Source organism: Pseudonocardia ammonioxydans, assembly GCF_900115005.1.
In the GTDB taxonomy this organism is placed as follows: Bacteria; Actinomycetota; Actinomycetes; order Mycobacteriales; family Pseudonocardiaceae; genus Pseudonocardia; species Pseudonocardia ammonioxydans.
Genome location: NZ_FOUY01000003.1, coordinates 1 through 17,735 on the forward strand (window position 1 = coordinate 1; position 17,735 = coordinate 17,735).

General features: G+C 76.9%; 13 protein-coding genes. 5 read left to right on the forward strand and 8 right to left on the reverse strand.

Annotated elements, in window-relative coordinates; all coding sequences use genetic code 11:
* Together BM093_RS04365 and BM093_RS04370 are read right to left on the reverse strand one after the other, a co-directional pair.
* On the reverse strand, nt 1-359 hold a 359-nt coding region (locus BM093_RS04365), incomplete at its 3' end, for a 4-hydroxyphenylacetate 3-hydroxylase N-terminal domain-containing protein (protein WP_281248689.1).
* Nucleotides 360-488: 129 nt separating this feature from the next.
* Nucleotides 489-1,040, reverse strand: coding sequence for a flavin reductase family protein (locus tag BM093_RS04370; protein WP_093337579.1), 552 nt, complete (start codon nt 1,038-1,040; stop codon nt 489-491).
* A 175-nt stretch (nt 1,041-1,215) separates the two neighbouring features.
* Here BM093_RS04370 and BM093_RS04375 point away from each other — a divergent pair, with 175 nt between their 5' ends.
* Entirely contained in the window at nt 1,216-2,031 is an 816-nt protein-coding gene (locus tag BM093_RS04375) for an IclR family transcriptional regulator domain-containing protein (protein ID WP_093337581.1), read from the forward strand.
* A gap of 13 nt (nt 2,032-2,044) precedes the next feature.
* On the opposite strand, the gene BM093_RS04380 is transcribed toward BM093_RS04375, so the two are convergent.
* The 5 genes from BM093_RS04380 to BM093_RS04400 form a co-directional block, all read right to left on the reverse strand.
* Nucleotides 2,045-5,335, reverse strand: a complete 3,291-nt coding sequence (locus tag BM093_RS04380; RefSeq protein ID WP_093337584.1) for a bifunctional cytochrome P450/NADPH--P450 reductase — start codon at nt 5,333-5,335, stop codon at nt 2,045-2,047.
* Between the two features lie 25 nt (nt 5,336-5,360).
* On the reverse strand, nt 5,361-6,041 hold the full coding sequence (locus BM093_RS04385) for a hypothetical protein (RefSeq protein ID WP_093337587.1): 681 nt from the start codon (nt 6,039-6,041) through the stop codon (nt 5,361-5,363).
* A gap of 157 nt (nt 6,042-6,198) precedes the next feature.
* A complete protein-coding gene (locus tag BM093_RS04390; protein WP_177238258.1) occupies nt 6,199-9,177 on the reverse strand; it encodes an AAA family ATPase in 2,979 nt (992 codons plus the stop codon).
* Nucleotides 9,178-9,249: 72 nt separating this feature from the next.
* Nucleotides 9,250-9,477 carry a hypothetical protein gene (locus tag BM093_RS04395; protein WP_143105255.1) on the reverse strand — a complete coding sequence of 76 codons (228 nt, stop codon included), beginning with the start codon at nt 9,475-9,477 and terminating at the stop codon, nt 9,250-9,252.
* On the reverse strand, nt 9,474-9,662 hold the full coding sequence (locus tag BM093_RS04400) for a hypothetical protein (RefSeq protein ID WP_093337595.1): 189 nt from the start codon (nt 9,660-9,662) through the stop codon (nt 9,474-9,476). Before BM093_RS04400 ends, BM093_RS04395 begins: the two co-directional genes overlap by 4 nt.
* A gap of 238 nt (nt 9,663-9,900) precedes the next feature.
* Between BM093_RS04400 and BM093_RS04405 the strand changes: the two genes are divergently transcribed.
* The 4 genes from BM093_RS04405 to BM093_RS04420 all read left to right on the forward strand — a co-directional run bounded on the left by BM093_RS04405 (nt 9,901) and on the right by BM093_RS04420 (nt 16,533).
* A complete protein-coding gene (locus tag BM093_RS04405) occupies nt 9,901-11,133 on the forward strand; it encodes a metallophosphoesterase family protein (protein ID WP_093338062.1) in 1,233 nt (410 codons plus the stop codon).
* Nucleotides 11,130-14,888, forward strand: coding sequence for an AAA family ATPase (locus BM093_RS37815; RefSeq protein WP_093337596.1), 3,759 nt, complete (start codon nt 11,130-11,132; stop codon nt 14,886-14,888). The genes BM093_RS04405 and BM093_RS37815 overlap by 4 nt, the downstream gene beginning before the upstream one ends.
* Nucleotides 14,889-14,914: 26 nt before the next feature.
* Complete coding sequence (locus BM093_RS04415) at nt 14,915-15,832, forward strand: aldose epimerase family protein (protein ID WP_093337599.1); 918 nt, start codon at nt 14,915-14,917, stop codon at nt 15,830-15,832.
* Between the two features lie 101 nt (nt 15,833-15,933).
* A complete protein-coding gene (locus tag BM093_RS04420) occupies nt 15,934-16,533 on the forward strand; it encodes a malonic semialdehyde reductase (protein ID WP_093337602.1) in 600 nt (199 codons plus the stop codon).
* A 40-nt stretch (nt 16,534-16,573) separates the two neighbouring features.
* On the opposite strand, the gene BM093_RS04425 is transcribed toward BM093_RS04420, so the two are convergent.
* On the reverse strand, nt 16,574-17,677 hold the full coding sequence (locus BM093_RS04425) for a serine hydrolase domain-containing protein (RefSeq protein WP_245773299.1): 1,104 nt from the start codon (nt 17,675-17,677) through the stop codon (nt 16,574-16,576).
* Nucleotides 17,678-17,735 lie beyond the last annotated feature (58 nt).

Here is a 17,735-nt window from a genome sequence, read left to right on the forward strand (position 1 = left end):
CCCATGAAGCCGTAGGTCATCCGGGCCCACTCGGCGATCGCGGTCTGGTCGGCCTTGAGGTCCTCGACCGAGTGCGGGGTGCGGAAGAACGGGTGGGTGAGCCCGGCGCTGCCGGTGTCGGTGGGGACGGTCAGCTTGTCCTGCTTGTCCGGGTCGTGCAGGGCGTCGTAGAGCCGGGCGGTCATCCGGACCGCGTTGCGGAACGCGGGGTGGGTGGTGACGTCGTCGACCTTCTCGCCGTGGAGGTAGACCTCGCGGCCGTCGCGCAGGCTCTCGACGTACTCCTCACCGGTCATCGGCCGCGACACGCGGCCGTCCTCGCCGGTGGGAGTGGGCACGGAATCCTGTTGCAGGGTCATCGTCGACTCCTTCGTGACTGATGAGTTCGTGCTGGTGACAGAGGGCATGAGGGGCAGCCCGGCTCAGTGGGCAGCCCGGCTCGGTGGGCTGTCCGGCCCGGGACTGTCCGGCCCGGTGCACGGCCCGGCTCAGTGGGCGGCCCGGTTCGGGATCCAGGCCTGGCCCTCGGGGCCGTCGGCGGAGCCGGCCCACAGCAGGGGCTGATGGTCCGCGCCGAGGTGGTGGAACTTGCCGGTGTGGAACAGCAGCGGCTTGCCGGGGTTGATCACGAACTCCTGGACCTCGCCCAGGTAGAGCACGTGGTCCCCGCCGTCGTAGGCCTGCCACGGGGTGCAGGACACGTGCGCCAGGGCGCCGTCGAGCCGCGGCGCGCCGCAGGCGCTGTCCGGTAGCCAGGCCACCTCCTGGTTCGGCCGGCCGGCGAAGTGCATCGCCAGATCCTTCTGGGCGGCCTCGAGCACGTTGACGGTGAACGGCCGCTGCTCGGTCTCGACCAGGCCGCACAGCCGCGATCGCCGGTCCAGCGAGACGAGCACCAGCGGCGGGTCCAGCGACACCGCGGTGAACGCGTTCACCGTCGCGCCGTGCGGCTCCCCGTCGGCACCCAGGCACGTGATCACGGTGACGCCGGTCGTGAAGTGACCGAGGCACTGCCTCAGTTCCTTCGGATCGATCGCCATTGATCCCACCTCCTGGTACGCTCTGCTGCTGTACGCTCTGCGTACCTGCTGCCCGCTATGCGTTCGGAACGCGGATCACTGTCGCGTGGGCGCGGTCACGAGTCAAGGCACGGACCCGGAAGAATGCCCCGTGAGCAGGACTGATAACCGCTGGATTCAGAGGAGGAGTGACTGAATGGGCTCGCCGCAGGGCGCCGAGGACCGGGACCGGATCCAGAGCATCGAGCGCGGATTCGCCGTGTTGCGCGTGTTCGACGCCGACCGGCCGCGCCCGACCAGCACCGATGTGGCCGAGGCGACCGGGCTGTCGCGCCCGGCGGTGCGCCGGATCCTGCTGACGTTGCAGCACCTGGGCTACGTGCGCCCGGTCGGGAACCGGTGGCGGCTGACGCCGCGGGTGCTCTCGCTCGCGCAGCACTACACTGCGACCAACTCCGTCGCCGACATCGCCCAGCCGCACCTGACGGCCCTGGCCGAACGGACGGGGGAGTCGGTCTCGCTGGCCGTGCTCGACGGCGGCGACGCGGTCTGGGTGGCCCGGGTCCCGGTCCGGCGGCTGCTGAGCATCGACATCTCCCCGGGCAGCCGGGTGCCCGCCCCGGCGACGTCGGCGGGGCGGGTGCTGCTGGCCTGGAACGACGAGCCGGTGATCGCGAGCGTGCTGGCCGCGGAGCTGCCCGCCTACACCGACCGGACCGTCACCGACCCCCGGCGGCTGCGTGCCGAGCTGCGCGAGGTGCGCGCACGCGGCTGGGCGGTCGTCGCGGGCGAGCTCGACCTGGACCTGCTCTCGCTGTCGGTCCCGGTGCGCGACCACACCGGCGAGGTGGTCGCGGCGCTGGCCGCGTCGACGAGCGCCGCCCGGTTCACCGCCGACGAGCTCACCGCGAAGGTGCTCGACCCGATGCTGGCCACCGCATCCCGGCTGAGCACCGAGCTCGGCCAGCCGCGCGGGGCCGACGCCCGCGAACGCCGCGAGGGCTTCTTCTAGAACGGGCGGTTCCTCAGCCGAGCACCGCCGACTCGCCCCAGATGTCCTCCAGGTAGCGGCCCTCGGCACGCAGCCCGGCCAGCCACTGCTCGCCGGCGGCCTCGTCCGCCCCGGCCCGGTCGCGGAAGATCCCGGTCAGCGCGGCCCGCACGGCGGGCGCCATCGTGGCGGCGTTCCCGCAGACGAAGACCACGGCGTCCCGCTCCAGCAGCGTCCACACCTGCTCGGCCTCACCGGCCAGCGCGTGCTGGACGTAGCGGTACGGGTGTCCGGGGACCCGGGAGTACGCGGGCAGCAGCCGGGCGACGCCGGCGTCGGCGTAGTCGGTCAGCTCGTCGGCGTAGAGCAGGTCGTCGTGCGGGTCCCGGCAGCCCAGCACCAGCAGCGACTCCGCGACCGGCACGCCCTGGGCGTGCAGCGCCATCCGTTCCCGGCAGAACCCGCGGAACGGGGCCATCCCGGTCCCGGCCCCGATCATGAGCATCGGCCGGTGCGGGTTCTCCGGCGGCCGGAACGGGATCGACGGTTCCCGGACCAGCACGAACACCGTCCCGCCCGGTTCGGTGTCGCGCAGGTGGGTCGAGCAGACGCCGTGGTGGACGCCGTCCCCGGAGCGGGCCGGGGCCTCCAGCACCCCGACGGTGAGCGACGGGTGCGGGTCGGCCTGCGGCGCCGAGGAGATCGAGTAGTAGCGGGGCCGCAGCGGCGGCAGCGCGTCGAGGAACTCCGCGAACGGCAGCGTGCTCGCCGGGTGGGCCTCCACCAGGTCCAGCAGCGACCGCCGGGGCGCCGCGACCTGCTCGCGGTAGCGCGCGCGGGAGGCCTCGTCGGTGCCGGTCAGCCCCTCCAGCGCGGCCCGCTCGGGGGAGGCGGGCAGGTGCGCGGCCAGTGCCGCGATGCCCGCCCGCCCGGCCGGGTCCTGCAGCTCGACGCAGCCGGCGAGCACGGCCAGCAGCGGGTACGGCTCGCCGGTCGGCAGGTGCGTCGGCGCCGTCCCGGAGGCGGTCACGGTCAGGTAGGTGCCCGCGTCCAGGCCGAAGCGGGTGAGCACCCGCCGGACCAGCGCGGCGTCGTTGCGGGGCAGGACGCCCAGGTGGTCGCCCGTGCCGTAGGACGTCCCGGCCGGGAGCTCGATCTCGAGGTGGCGCACCGAGCGGGTCCCGGTACCCGAGGTCAGCTCGCGGTTGGCCCGCACGAGTGCGGGCACGCTGCGGTAGGACCGCACGACCGGGGCCGAGGCGCGGCGGTTCTCGTACTCCAGGCGCAGCCGTGGCCCGGCCGCCGCCGGTGCGGCCGCGGCCCGGGTGCCGAGGTCGAGCGCGGTCGCGAGGTCGTCCCACAGCCCGCCGGCCCAGGCCGCGTACCGGCCGTCGAAGTCACCGCGCGCGTCGCCCTCGCCGCGCGGGTGCACCCGGGTGCCGCCGAGCGCGGCGAGCCGCTCGTCGATCAGGGTCGGCACCGCCTGGTAGGTCGAGGCCCAGTCCCGGTTGCCGCAGCCGAACACGGTGAACCGCACGCCGGTGGCCGCGCCGGGCGGGGTCGCCTCGTCGCGCAGCCAGGCACAGAACGCGGCCGCGTTGTCCGGCGGGGTGCCGTTGTACGAGGCCGACACGATCACGACGGCACCGGTGGCGGGCAGGTCCCGGGTGGCGCTGTCGAGCGGGGCGGTGCGGGCGGCGTAGCCGCGGTCGGCGGCGTCGCGCGCGATCCGTCCGGCGATGTCCTCGGCGGTGCCGAGGTTGGAGCCGAACAGCACCAGCAGCCCGGTGCCGTGCCGGTCGCCGGCGGCCTGCGGTTCGGCGACGGCCGTCCCCGTGCCGCCCGTCCCCGTGCCGCCCGGTTGCAGGACCGCCGCGCCCGCGCCCGGGGTCCGGCCGGTGCGCGGGCGCAGCGTGACGGTGAGGCCCTCCGGTTTGAGGGTGAGCGACTCACGGATCTGCAGCCGGTAGTCCGCATGGTCGACCAGCTCGAACCGCTGCACGAGCATGGCCAGCACGAGCACGGCCTCCTGCATCGCGAACTGGCGCCCGATGCAGGCCCGCTGCCCGGAGCCGAACGGCTTGAACGCGTTCGGCGGGAGCGCGTCGCGGCGCTCGGGGGCGAAGTGCTCGGGGTCGAAGTCGTCGGCGTCGGGGCCCCACACCTCGGGCAGCCGGTGCAGCATCGGGGTCAGCGCGACGATCGCGGTGCCGCGGGCCATCGGGTAGCCGCCGACCGTGTCGTCGGCGTAGGGCTGCCGGGTGAAGGCGGGCGCGGTCGGCCACAGCCGCAGCGTCTCGTCGAGGACCTGCCGGACGTAGGTGAGCCGGCCGAGCATCTCCGCGGTCGGCATCACGCCCGGGTCGGTGCCGAGCACCCGGTCGACCTCGTCCTGGACCCGGGCGACCACCTCCGGATGCTTGATCAGGTAGGCGATGGTGAACGACAGCAGGCCGCTGGTGGTCTCGTGCCCGGCGATCAGGAACGTGATGCACTGGGAGACGATGTTGTGGTCGGGCAGCTGGCGGCCCTGCTTGTCGGTGCCGGTCAGCATCCGGGCCAGCAGGTCGTCGCCCGGGTCGGCCGAGCGCCTGCGCTCGTCGAGGATCGCGCCGACGGTGCCGGTCAGCAGCTGCAGGTCGCGGGCGAAGCGGTGCTCGGCGCCGCGGCGGGCCCGGATCAGCGCCGGGAACATCCGGGACCGCGCCTGGCTCTCGGCGAGCACCCCGAGCATCGCGTCGACGAACGGGTGGTTGGTCTCGCGGTAGAAGGAGTTGAAGCGGTAGCCGAACCCGCACAGGGCGATCGTGTCGAGGGTCAGCCGGGTGGTGTCCGCGGTGACGTCGACCGGGTCGCCGGGGTTGGTGCGCTCCCACTTGAGCATCAGCTGCTGCGCGACGTCGATCATCTGCGGGAGGTAGCCGCGCATCGAGCGGGTGCTGAACGCCGGCAGCAGGATGTCGTGCGCGCTGTGCCAGAGCGGGTCGTCGGTGTCGGCGGTGAACAGCCCGGCGCTGGTGAAGCGGCTGCGCAGGATCAGCTGCCCGCCGCCGACCAGCTTGGTGAAGCGTTCGTCGTCGCAGAGGTCGTCGACCATGTCCAGGCCGGACACGACGTAGCGGTCCCCGCCCGGCGTGTGCAGCCGCATGATCGGGCCGTAGCGGCGGGTGAGCTCCATCAGGGCCTGGATGGTGCGGCCGGACGGGACGTCGAGGGCGTTGCCGATCAGCGGTAGCGGGCGCGGCCCCGGGACGGCTGTGGTCCCCGGGGAACGGTTGCCGGAGGGACCGCTCCCGGAGGGGGAGGGACGGGACGGTGCGGCCATGACGGCTCCTCGGTCCGGGGAGGGATCAGGACGGTGCGGGTTCGGCCGCCGGGGCGGCCGGCCGGTCGCGGCGGGTGTGCACGAGTAGGCTCACGGCGATCAGCACGACCCACGCGGGCAGCACGAGCGTGGTCGCGGGCTCGGTGCTCGCGGCGAGCAGCAGGAACGCGGCGAGCAGGTAGCCGATCAGCGCCACCGGGCCCGGCAGCACCCCACCGGCCCGAAGCAGGGTCGTCGTGGTGATGGCGAACATCCCGGCGCCGCGCACGGCGAACACGAAGAACAACGCGTAGCCGACGGCGGTCAGCGCCCGCGCCACGTCCGGCGCGACCGGAGGCGCCTGCCCCAGCCACGACGCCAGTGCCGGTGCCGCGACGGACGCGGTGGCGGCGAACAGCATGGCCACGAACAGCACGCCGGAGAGCAGGTTCAGCCCGTGTGCCATGGCGGGCGGTGCCGGGACCAGGGTGTCGAGCAGGGCCCGCACGGCGGTCATGTGCCAGAGGAACGCGATGCCGGCCAGGGGGGCGAGGTAGAGCCCGACCGCGACCAGCAGCCCGTCGCCGCCACCCGCCTGGAAGGAGGCGTAGCGGTCGTCGGGGGCCGCGAGGCCGGGCGCGCGGCGCAGCAGGAGCAGGGCGACGACGAACAGCGCGGCGAACAGCAGACCGGTACCGGCCGCGAGCCGCGCCCGCTGCCTGTTCATCGTGGTCCCCGGCGCGGGGCGCTGCGCAGCATCGGTGCCTCCTGAACGACCGGGTGGGCGTCGACCCGGCGGGTGTGGGCCCTGCTCGAGGCTGCCGGGGACGCCCGGCGGCGCACCCTGTCCGGAGTGACCAGTCGGCCTTCCAGCCGACCCGCCGTCAGCGGGTGGTGACAGCGGGTAGCGCCTCGCGCAGCCGTCGCCGGGAGGTGACGCCGAGCTTGGCGTAGACGTTGCTGAGGTGGTAGGCGACGGTCCGGGGCGTCACGAACAGGTGTTCGGCGACCTCCCGGTTGGTGAGACCCCGCACCACCAGGGCGACCACGGCGCGTTCGTGCGGGGTCAGGCCCAGGGCGTCGTCCCCGTCCGGCGGGGTCAGGCCGGCCTCGTGCAACGCGGCCTCGCAGCGGCTCCGGTACGGGTCGGCGCCGAGCGCGGTGAACGCGTCGCGCGCGGCGCGGAGCAGGTCCACGCCCGCGCGGCGGGAGCCGGTCGCGAGCGCGCGCAGCCCCGCCTCCAGGTCCAGCCGCGCCCGGGCCAGCGGCGCCCGCGGTGCCGCCGGGCCGGACGGGGCCGGGAAGGCCGGGGACAGCAGGGGCGGCGGCATCAGCGTGGGGAGCGGGGTGTCCGGCGGGGCCAGGAGCAGGTGCAGCCGGGCGGCGTCGATGCCGTGCCGGGTCGGGGGCCGGTCCGCGAGCCGGGCGTCCAGGGCGGCCAGCTCCGCGACGGCGGCGGTGTGCCGACCGCAGGCGTGCAGGGCCTCGGTCCGCAGCACCCGTGGGGCGAGCAGGCCGAGCCCGTCGGCGGCGGACGCGACCCGGGGATCCTCCAGCGGCGCCAGGGCCCGCAGCATCGCGTCCGGGTCGTCCTCGACGCCGGCCAGCACGGCCCGGGCCACGGCGAGCAGGATCGTCGCGCCCCACCAGTCCGGACCGGCCGCCGCCTCGTCGAGGTGCGCCCGGGCCTGCTCGCGCTGCCCGCGCACGGCCAGCGCCTCGGCGGCCAGTGCGTGCGCGAGGGCGCCGGCGAGCGGGGTGCCGCCGTCCCGGGCGGCGGCGCAGGCCGGTTCCGGCCCGGCGCCGGGCTCGCCGAGCCGGTCGTGGGCATCCGCGCGGAACGCCAGCGCGAGCGCGAGTCCGCGTACCGGCTCGCCCGCCCGGGCCCGGCGCACCGCCTCGTCGAGCTGCGCGGCCGCCGTCGCGTCGTCCGCGGCGAGCGCGGCCAGGACCCCACGGGCCACCAGCGCGTCGGGCGGTGTCGCGGGCGCCCCGGTTCCGGGACGGGCGAGCCGTTCCAGCAAGTCCTGTGCCGCGCCGGCCCGCCCGGTCGCGGCGAGCCCGAGGAGTACGGCGGCGCCGGCGAGGCGCCGCCCGCCCGGTGCGGGGCCGGCGGCGAGCGCGGCACCGCCCCGGACGACCGCGCGTTCCGGGGCGCCCTCCAGCACGTCGAGCAGGGCGAGCCGGGCGTCCCGGTCGGCGGCATCGGCATCGCCGGGACCGGGGCCGGGAACACTGCCGGAGCCGGGGCCACCGCCGGGGCCGGGGCGGGGGCCGCCGCTGGGGCCGGGGCCGCTGCCGGGGCCGGGAATGCTGCCGGGACCCGGAACACTGCCGGAGCCGGGAACGCCGCCGGGGCCCGGCGTGTCGAGCAGCACCCGGGCGCGGGCGAACCGGCCGGTCAGCAGGGCCAGCTCACCGAGCAGCCGGTCCCGGGCCGGGCCCGGCGTGCACTGTTCGACACCGGCCTCCCCGGCGACCGCCCGGGCGATCTCGCCGCCGTCGAGCAGCCGGCGGACGGCGTCGAGCGTGCGCCGCTCCCGCCCGGCCGGGCACGGGGTGAGATCGGCCGCCGCGTGCAGCAGGTCGGCGGCCTCGCCGCCGGAGGGCACGGCGACCGGGTCGGCGGCGAGCACCTCCAGCTCGTCGGCGAGCCCGGCGTCGGTGCCGTCGGCGGCCGCGACCCGGTGCAGCAGCGCCTCCCGGCCGGTAGTCAGCCGGGCGGCGCGGGCGTGCAGCGCCCGGCGCCGCGCGGCAGGCAGGTCCCCGTGCACGGCCGCGCGGACCAGCGGGTGGGTGAAGGCGATCCGGACCGGGGCGGAACCGTCCTGTGCCCGCAGCAGGCCCAGTGCTGCCGCCCCGTCCAGCGCCGCGGACACCGGGGAACCGGTACCGGCGCCGGCGAGCGCGGCGGCGAGCCCCAGCGGGCAGGTCGGCCCGAGTACCGCGGCCGCGACGACCAGCTCCTCGGTGGCCGGGGCCGCCCGGGCCAGCCGCGCCGCCACCAGCGCGGCGAAGGACCGCGGCGCGGGCAGGACCTGCCCGGTCCGGGCGAGCTCCTCCGGCGTGAGCTCCTCGAGCAGCGTGCGGGTGTGCAGCGGGTGCCCGCCGGTGTGCCGGCGCAACCGGTCGGCGGTCCCGGTGGAGCCGAGAGGGCGGCCGAGCGCGGCCGCGAGGTCGGAGATCTCGGCCGGGGCGAGGCCGTCGAGCGGCAGCCGCCGGCCGCGGCCGGGGCCGAGCAGGCGCTCCCAGCGCGGATCGGGGGCCGGGCCGTCCGCCTCGCCGGGGCGGGCGGCGGCGAGCACCAGGACACGGTCGTGCCGCAGCCGTCGCACCAGGAACAGCAGCGCGCCGACCGAGGGACGGTCGGCCCACTGCAGGTCGTCGAGGACGAGCAGGACCGGGTCCGGGCCGGGCAGCGCGCCGATCGCGGTGAGCAGCTCGGCCCCGGCCGCGAGCGGGTCCGCGTGGCGGGCACCGGTGCGTCCGGTGCCGGGTGCGCCCGCAGGAAGCTGTGCGCTCAGCTGGTCGACGAGCCCGTACGGCAGGTGCGCCTCGTCCTCGGCGCCGTCGGCGGACAGCACCACCGCGTCGCGGGCGCGGGCGGTGGCCCGGGTGAGCAGGGCCGTCTTGCCACAGCCCGCGGGCCCCTGGACCCACACCAGGCCGGGCCGGCCGGACCGGGCGGCGGCCCAGGCCGCACCGAGGACCGCGAGCTCGGAGCGGCGCCCGACGAACACGTCGTCACCGGATTCGTGGTCCCCGAGATCCTGGGAGGCGGGCTCACCGGGGGCACGGTCACCGGCGTCGTCCGGACGAGCCGGACGCTCGACGACCAGGCCGGATGCGGCGGAGGAGGTCATCGGTCGACCAGAGCGCACCCCGGCGCGCGGGTCCATACCCAGTTTCGACGGTTCCCGTCACCGGGCCCGGGGTCAGCGGTGGTCGGCCTGCGCCGCGGCGTGCTCGACGGCGGCGGGTGACAGGCCGCGGCGGGCGCCGTCCCACTCACCGGTGTCGGGCGGTTCGCAGGGGAGCGCGTGCACGTAGCTGCGCACCGCCCTGCCGTCGGGGGTGACACCGCCGTGGGTGCGGCAGCGGAGCGGCTCGCGGGTGCGGTCGATCGGGTGGAAGCAGACCTCGCAGAGCAGGTCCGGGGTCATGCGGCCCACCCGTGCTGCTCGACCGGGTCGACGGTCCCGGCCGCCGGGCACGCCTCGACGTGCACCACGGTGTGGCGCCAGAAGACGTTGCCGTCGGCATCGGAGTGGTCGATGTGGGCCAGCCGGTAGAAGCGGTCGGCCGCGGGGTCGACCGGGGCGTAGCAGCGCTCGCACAGAAGGATCATCGTCGCATCAGTTCTCTAGAGCCAAGTGATCGGAATGCATCCATGCTGTACCCGGCGGTCGCCGCCCGGACACCGGATCGTGACCGGCGCCGCTGTGTCGTCTCTTACGGCCGCTGCGTCGTCTCTTACGGCGGTGTGCGCCCACGGCGGCGACGCGCCGGGTCGCCTCGGCAGTGCTGTCGGTGCCCTCTCCTACACTCGTCCGGTCCGCCTGATCACCGAGGTACGGAGCCCCTGCTTGCGCCTGGTCCACGCCGCCGACCTGCACCTGGACAGCCCCCTGCGCGGGCTGTCCCGGCTCGGTGACTCCGACCTCGCCGGGACGCTGCGGGCGGCCACCCGCCGGGCCTGCGAGAACCTGGTCGACGCCGTCGTCGACCACCGCGCGGACGCGCTGCTGCTGGCCGGTGACGTCTACGACGGGGACTGGAAGGACTACGCCACCGGCGCCTTCTTCGTCCGGCAGCTGTCGCGGCTGCACGACGAGGGCGTCCCGGTCTTCCTGATCAACGGCAACCACGACGCCGAGTCCGAGATCACCCGCTCGCTGCGGCTGCCCCCGAACACCCACCGGCTCTCGGTGGAGGCCCCGGAGACGGTGGTGCTCGACGACCTCGGGCTGGCGGTGCACGGCCAGGGCTTCGCCCGCCGCGCCGTGCTGGAGAACCTGGTCCCGGCCTACCCGGACCGGGTCCCCGGCCTGGTCAACGCCGGGATGCTGCACACCTCGGTGCAGGGCGACGACCGGCACGACACCTATGCCCCGTGCCGTCCGGACGACCTGTCCGGCTGCGGCTACGAGTACTTCGCGCTCGGCCACGTGCACGAACAGCAGCTCGTCTGCGACGGCCTGCACCGGGCCGCGTTCGCCGGGAACCTGCAGGGCCGCCACCCCCAGGAACGCGGCGCGAAGGGGGCGCTGCTGGTCGACGTCGAGCCCGGGCAGCGGGCCGAGCTGACACCGGTGGAGCTCGACGTCGCCCGCTGGGAGCTGGTGGAGGTCGACATCGGTGGCCTCGCCGACGCCGACGAGGTGTTCGACGCGGTCACCGCCGCCGTGCGGGAGCGCAGCGCGGCGGCCGCGCCCCGGGCCGTCGTCGCCCAGGTGACGCTGCACGGATCCGGTCCGGCCGCGGCGGCGCTGACCGAGACCGACCGGGTCCGCACGGAGCTGGAGCTGGCCGCGGAGAACGCGGGCGCGGTACTGGAGAAGATCCGCAACCGGACCCGCCCGCCGGCCGACGCGCAGGCCGTCGACCCCGAGCTGACCGCGGCGGTGTCCGCGGCGGCGACCGGGCTGGCCGGTGATCCGGAGCGGATCCGGGAGCTGGCGGCGCCGCTGGAACGCGAGGTCGGGCGCCGGCTGCGCGAGGCCGGGCTGCTGGACCTGCGCGACGGCGAGCGTCTCGCCGCGCTGGCCCACCAGGCCGAGCAGCAGCTGCTGGCCCGGATGGCGGGGGAGCGGTCGTGACCGCCCGGCTGCGCACGCTGGTCCTCGAACGCTACGGCGCCTACGAAGGGCGCTCGCTGGAGCTGGGCGCGGGGCTCACGCTCGTGGCGGGCCCGAACGAGGCCGGCAAGACGACGCTGCTCGACGCGCTGTCCGACCTGCTGTGGGGGATGCCCCGGCCGGTCCAGCACGCCTACGCGTTCAGCCCGGCCCGGCTGGCGGTCTCCGCGCGTGTCGAGGGCCCGGCAGACGAGGGCCCGGCCGTCGAGGGCACATCAGGTCAGGGCGCAGCAGGCGAGCGGATCCTGCGCCGCACCACCCGGGGCCTGCACGACGCGGAGGACCGCAGCGTCGACGCACCCTGGGGGACCGGTGGGGCGGAGGCCCGCAAGCGCTGGCGGGAGGGCTTCGGCCTGGGCCACGAGCAGCTGCGGGCCGGCGGGCGCCGGCTCTGTGCCGGCGGCGGCGACCTGGCCGAGCTGGTGTTCACCGCGCGCAGCGGGCGCGACGCCCGCGCGCTCATCGCCGCGCTCGACGTCGAGGCCGACGCCCTCTACAAGGAGCACCGCGGCAGCAAGTCGGTGCAGGTGCGGGCCGCGTTCGCCCGCTTCACCGAGGCCGAGCAGGCCGCCGCGGACCGCACGTCGCGGGCCGGTGAGGTCACCGCGATCGCCGACGAGATCGCCCGGCTGGAACGGCGGGCCGCCGAGCTCGCCCGGACCCGGCGCACCGCCGCCGACGACGCCGACCGGGCCCGCCAGGCCGTCCGGGCCCGGGAACCGGCCCGCGAGCTGGCCGGGCTCCGGGCCGAGCGCGCCGCGCTGTGCGCCGCCGGTGCCGCGCTCGGCGCCGACTCGCTGGCCGAGTACACCCGGGCCACCGCGGACCGGGAGACCGCCGAGCGGCAGCGCGACGAGCACCGCGAGCGTGCCGAGGAGCTGCGTGCCCGGCGCGCCGAGCTCGACCTCGACGAGGCCCTGCTCGCCGACGCCACCCGGATCCGCGAGCTGGAGTCCGCCGCCGAGGCACGCCGGTCCGACGCCGAGCGGGCGGCCCGGCTGCGCGCCGACGCCGCCGAGCTGCACCGGCGCGCGGAGACCGCGCTGGCCGGGCTGGTCGCCGAGGACGGGCGCAGCGCCGACGAGCGGCTCGCCGCCGTGCACCTGCCCGCCGACCGGGCCCGTGACCTCGATGCGATCGCCCGCCGGCTGCACGACGCCGTGGTCGAGGCCGAGCGCGCCGAGCGGCTGCACGCCGACGCCCTCGCCGAGGTGCGGGAGGCGGCCGACGTGCCCGGCGGGCTGGACCCGGAGCGGGTGGGGCGGGTCGCCGAGGTCCGTCGCGCGATCGAGGCCGAGGGGTCGGCTGCGGCGCTGTGCCGGGCGGCGGTGGTCGAGCGGGACGCGGCGCTGGCCCGCCGGTCCGAGGCGCTGGCCGCGGCCGGGTACCGCGGGCCCGGTGGGGCGGCGGGGACAGGCGGCTCCGGCGGGGCTGATCCGACCGCGGCCGACCGGGCCGGTGCTGATCCGACCGGGGCTGATCGGGACGGGGCTGATCGGGCCGGTGCCGCCGTGCTGGCGCCCCCGATGCGGGAGGTCCGGTCGCTGCGCAGCGCGGTGCGCTCCGCCGAGCAGGACCTGCGCAGCGCCGAACGTGCCGCGGCCGACGCCGCCGAGCGCGAGTACCGCGCCCGCTCCGCCCGCGACGGCGTCGCCGCCCGGGGCCGCCCGGTCGGTCCCGAAGCCCTCGCGGCCGCCCGCGCGGAGCGGGACACGGCGGTCCGGGAGCTGTTCGCCGCCGGTGGCACCGGGACCGCCGGGACCACCGGGACCACTGGGACCACCGGGACCGCTGGGACCACCGGGACCGCCGGGACCGCTGGGACCACTGGGACCACTGGGCCCGCCGCCGCCCGCGCCGCACGGGTCGCCGCCGCCGTCGCCGCGGCCGATCGGGTCGCCGACGACATGATCGCCTCCGCGGACCGGGTCGCCGAGCTCGCGCACCGCGAGGCCGAGCTGGAGGCCGCGACCGCGGAGGCCGCGGAGGCCGCCGACGCCGTCGAGGCCGCGCGGGCCCGCGGCACCGAGGCGGGCACGGCCTGGGCGACGCTGTGGCGTTCGCACGGCGTCGCCGTCCCCGACCCCGACGACGCCGACGGGGTCGTCGCCGCACTCGCCGAAGCGGCCCGCGCGCAGGACGAGGTCGACCGCGCCGACGAGCGGCTCGCCCGCCTGCGCGACCAGGCCGACGAGCAGGAACGCGCCCTCGCCGCCGCGCTGGCCGCGGCCGGGCGGCCCCGCGACGGGGCGCCGCTGGACGTGCTGCTGGTCGCCGCGGACGACCTGGCCACCGAGGCCGAGCACGCCCGCGACCGCCGGGTGCTGTTGCAGCGGCTGCGCAGCGAGGCCGAGCGGGCCGGTGGTGCCGCCGACGCCGCCCGGCACGAACGCGAGCTCGCCCGGTCGCAGTGGCGGTTCGCGCTGCGCGGGGCCGGGCTGCCCACCGACCTGGGACCGTCCGGATGGGACACCCGCCGGGACACCGTCGCCGACGCCCAGCAGGCCGGCGCGACCGCCCGTCAGGACGACGCCGAGGCCAAGCGTCTCGAACGCACCGTCCACGCGCACCGCCGCGCGGTCACGGCGCTGGTCGAGCGGCACCTGGATCGTGCGCCCACCGGCACGGCGTCCGCCGACCGGCTCGGGGAGCTGGCCGACCGGGTCCGGGAGGTCACCAAGGGCGCGGTGTCTGCCGGGCACCTCGACGACGGCATCGTCGCCGCCGAGGATGCCGCGACCCGCGCCGCGCGCGACGCCGGCGCGGCCGGTGCGGTGCTGGACCGGCTCGCGGTGGAGCTGGCGCTGACCGAGGCGATGGAGCCGGGCGGGCTGGCGGCCGCGGCCGAGCGCGGGGCCGCCGTCGCCGACCTCGACGACCGGATCGCCGAGCAGGCCCGGCTGCTGGCCGCCGCCGCACCCGACCTGGACCCGGACGAGCTCGTCGCCGCCGCCCCGGAGACCGAGCCGGGAGCGCTCGCCGAGGCCCTCGACCGGGCCGAGGCGTACGAGAGCGAGCTCGGTGCGGAGCAGGACGCGCTGCGCGAGCAGCTCGGCGAGCTGCGTGCCCGGCGCCGGGAGCTGGAGGAGGCCGAGGGCGCCGCGGAGCTGCACGCCCGGGCCCAGGAGGAGCTGGCCGGGGTCGCCGAGGCGGCCGAGCGCTACCTGGTGCTGCACCTGCAACGGGAGATCCTGCGCCGCGAGCTCGAGGCCTACGAGCGCAGCCACGCCTCCCCGCTGCTGGTGCGGGCCGGGGCGCTGCTGGAGCGCCTGACCGGGGGCCGGTTCGTCGCGCTGCGCCCGCCTGCTGAGCCCGGCGCGGGGGGCCGCACCCTGGTCGCGGTCCGCGGCGACGGCGAGGAGCTGCCACCGGAGAAGCTCTCCGAGGGCACCGCCGACCAGGTGCACCTGGCGCTGCGACTGGCCGGCATCGAGGCGCTGCAGGCGGACCGCACGGCGAGCGGCCTGCCACCGGTACCGGTGGTGCTCGACGACGTCCTGATGACCTTCGACGACGAGCGCGCCCCCGCCGCGATCCGGGTGCTCGCCGAGCTGGCCGGGTCCCAGCAGGTGCTGCTGTTCACCCACCACGAGCACCTGGTCACCCTCGCCCGCGACACCGGCGTCGAGTTCACCGTCGCCGAGCTGGGCCCACCGGCTGCGGTCGAGTCGGTCCTGGACGCCGAGGCGGCCCGGGCCACCCCGCTGGCGGGCTAAACCCGTCCGGGCCCCAGACTGCCGTCATGGACGCGTGCGGTGAGCGGTTCGTGATCGTCAGCGGGGACGCCCGGGCCGAGGTGGACGAGATCGGTGGCGGGCTCGCCGGGTTCGCCCAGGGCGGCCGGGTGCGGGTCGAGCCGCACCCGCCCACGGCCCGGCCCCCGAAGGGGTCCGGCGCGGTCCTGGCGCCGTGGCCGAACCGGGTCCGCGACGGCCGCTGGAGCGACCGGGGCACCGGGTACCGGCTCGCACTGACCGAGCCCGACGCCGGCAACGCCATCCACGGCCTGTTCCGGCACGTGCCGTGGACGCTCACCGACCGCGGCGGCGACCACGTCGTGCTGACCGCCGTCGCACCCGTCCAGCCGGGCTGGCCGCAGCCGGTCCGGCTCACCGTCACCTACCTCGTCGGGGCCGGCGGCCTCACGGTCGAGACGGCGGCGGAGAACCTCGGGTCCGCGCCGGTGCCGTTCGGGCTCGGCTTCCATCCGTATCTGCGGGTCGGCGACGTGCCGACCGACGAGCTGGAGCTGACCCTCGCCGCACGGACCGCGCTGCCCGCGCGCGACCGGCTGCCGGACGGCCCGGCGACGGCGCTGGAGCGGCCGTTCTCCTCGACCCCGCTGGCCGGGCTGGAGCTCGACGACACGTTCGGCGGCTGCGCTCCCGGCCACGACGACGAGCTGGTCCGGCACCGGGTCGCGGTGCCGGACGGCGGCGGGACCGAGCTGTGGGCGGAGCCGGCCTTCGGCTGGGTGCAGGTGTTCACCCCGGCCGACTTCCCGCGGCAGGGGCCCGACGGCGCCGTCGTCGCGTCCCGGGCGGTCGCGGTCGAACCGATGACCTGCCCGCCGGATGCGCTGAACAGCCGCACCGACCTCATCGAGCTGGTGCCGGGGGAGGTCCAGGTCCTGCGGTGGGGCGTCTGCGCGACCGGCTGAGAGTGATCTGTTTCACCGGGTAAGCGGGAATCGCGGGCGGGAAGTTGAACGCTCTACCGTGCGTGACAGCTTCGACCGCCTCCCCCTCGGCCGCGACCCGCGTGCGCCTGCCCCTGCTCGACGACGCCGGGCGGGCCGCCCTGTTCACCGAGGCCCGCACCGCGAACACCTTCACCGACGAGCCCGTCACCGACGAGACGCTGCGCGCGGTCTGGGAACTGGCCCAGTGGCCGCCGACGGCGGCCAACACCCAGCCGCTGCGGGTGACGTTCGTGCGCTCGGCCGAGGGCAAGGAGCGGCTGGTCCCGCTGCTGGCCGAGGGCAACCGGGCCAAGTCCGAGGCGGCCCCGGTCGTCGCGCTGCTGGCCGCGGACCTGGACTTCCACGAGAACATCCCGGTGGTCCTCCCGATCCGCCCGGAGATGCGCGACAGCCTCGAGGAGCAGGGCCGCGAGGGCCGCGAGGGCATGGCCCGGTTCAACGCGAGCCTGCAGACCGGCTACTTCCTGCTCGCCGCCCGCGCGCACGGCCTGGCCACCGGCCCGATGGCCGGCTTCGACGCCGACGCCGTCACCGCCGAGTTCTTCCCCGGCGGCCGGCACTCGACGCTGCTCGTGGTCAACCTCGGCCACCCCGGCGACGGCGCCTGGTTCCCCCGCCTGCCGCGTCTGGCCACCGAGGACGTGCTCCGATTCGCGTAGGCCTGTGAGTGGTTTTCGCGGTCAGAGCCGCGAAAACCACTCACAAGCCATGCAGCACGCCGAGGAGCGCCGCCGCGCGGTCGTCGACGTCCTCGGCGCGCATCTCGTTGGTGAGGAACGAGAAGCCGATCCCGCGTTCCGGCCACGCGCCGTGCCGCCCACCGCCTGCGCCGCTGTGCCCGAACGCGACCGGCTCCGGCCCGTAGGTGCCGAGTGGGTCGGCCAGCTCGAACCCCAGCCCGAACCGCAGCGGCCGGTCGTTGATCGCGTCGGTTCCCGCGGCGTGGGTCCGGGTGGCCCGCTCGAGGGCGGACGCGGCGACGGGGGAGCGGCCGGGGTCGGCCAGCGCCGCGTAGCAGCGCGCCACCGCGGGAGCCCCGGCGACACCGGCTGCGGCGAGCGCCCCGGAGCGGTACCAGGCCGGGGAGTTGACCGTGTCGGTGTCGTCGAGCAGGCCGCGGTACATCCGCTCGACGACGCGGCGTCGCGCCTCGTCGTGCAGGAACGTGGAGATCCGGTAGCCGGGCGCCTGCACGATCCGGGCCGGCTGCGGCGGCGGGGTCGCGAGGTGGACCCGGGCTCCCGGCACCCGCGCGACGACGTCCTCGACGACCGAGCGCGGGTCCCGCCCGGTGGCCCGCCGCAGCAGCTCCGCCACCAGGTGTCCCCAGGTCAGAGCGTGGTAGGCGACCCGGCTGCCGGGTTCCCACAGCGGTCGCTGCCGGGCCAGCGCCGCGGCCCCGGCCCGGTCGTCCAGCACTGCCCCCGCGTCCGGCTCCGGGTCCACGTAGGGCAGGCCTGCGGTGTGCGCGAGCACCTGGGCGACGGTGATCCCGCCCTTGCCGGCCGCCGCGAACTCCGGCCAGTAGGCCGCCACCGGCGCCTCCGGGTCGAGGACGTCCGCGGCGGCCGCCGCGGTGAGCCCCTTGGTGCCGGAGAACAGCACGGCGACCGTGCCGCCGTCCCACGGGCGCCCGGTACTCGGGTCGGCGAGCCCGCCGTGCAGCTCCACCAGCGGCTCACCGCCGCGCACCACCGAGAACGCCATGCCGCCGCGCGCGTCGGCGAGCAGGCCGGCGAACACGTCGGCGACCGCCTCGAACCCGCGCGCGACCGTGCCGCGCACCGGCCCTGCTCTGCTCACCGGTACGCACCACCCGGGGCGGTCACCGCGCCGCCGTGCCCACCCGCCGAGATGCAGC

Excerpts from the sequence above, each read along its gene's own strand:
- BM093_RS04380 (WP_093337584.1), bottom strand. The coding sequence starts at position 5,335 with ATGGCCGCACCGTCCCGTCCCTCCCCCTCCGGGAGCGGTCCCTCCGGC.
- BM093_RS04385 (WP_093337587.1), bottom strand. The coding sequence starts at position 6,041 with ATGAACAGGCAGCGGGCGCGGCTCGCGGCCGGTACCGGTCTGCTGTTC.
- BM093_RS04370 (WP_093337579.1), bottom strand. The coding sequence starts at position 1,040 with ATGGCGATCGATCCGAAGGAACTGAGGCAGTGCCTCGGTCACTTCACG.
- BM093_RS04415 (WP_093337599.1), top strand. The coding sequence starts at position 14,915 with ATGGACGCGTGCGGTGAGCGGTTCGTGATCGTCAGCGGGGACGCCCGG.
- BM093_RS04400 (WP_093337595.1), bottom strand. The coding sequence starts at position 9,662 with ATGATCCTTCTGTGCGAGCGCTGCTACGCCCCGGTCGACCCCGCGGCC.
- BM093_RS04375 (WP_093337581.1), top strand. The coding sequence starts at position 1,216 with ATGGGCTCGCCGCAGGGCGCCGAGGACCGGGACCGGATCCAGAGCATC.
- BM093_RS04395 (WP_143105255.1), bottom strand. The coding sequence starts at position 9,477 with ATGACCCCGGACCTGCTCTGCGAGGTCTGCTTCCACCCGATCGACCGC.
- BM093_RS04390 (WP_177238258.1), bottom strand. The coding sequence starts at position 9,177 with ATGACCTCCTCCGCCGCATCCGGCCTGGTCGTCGAGCGTCCGGCTCGT.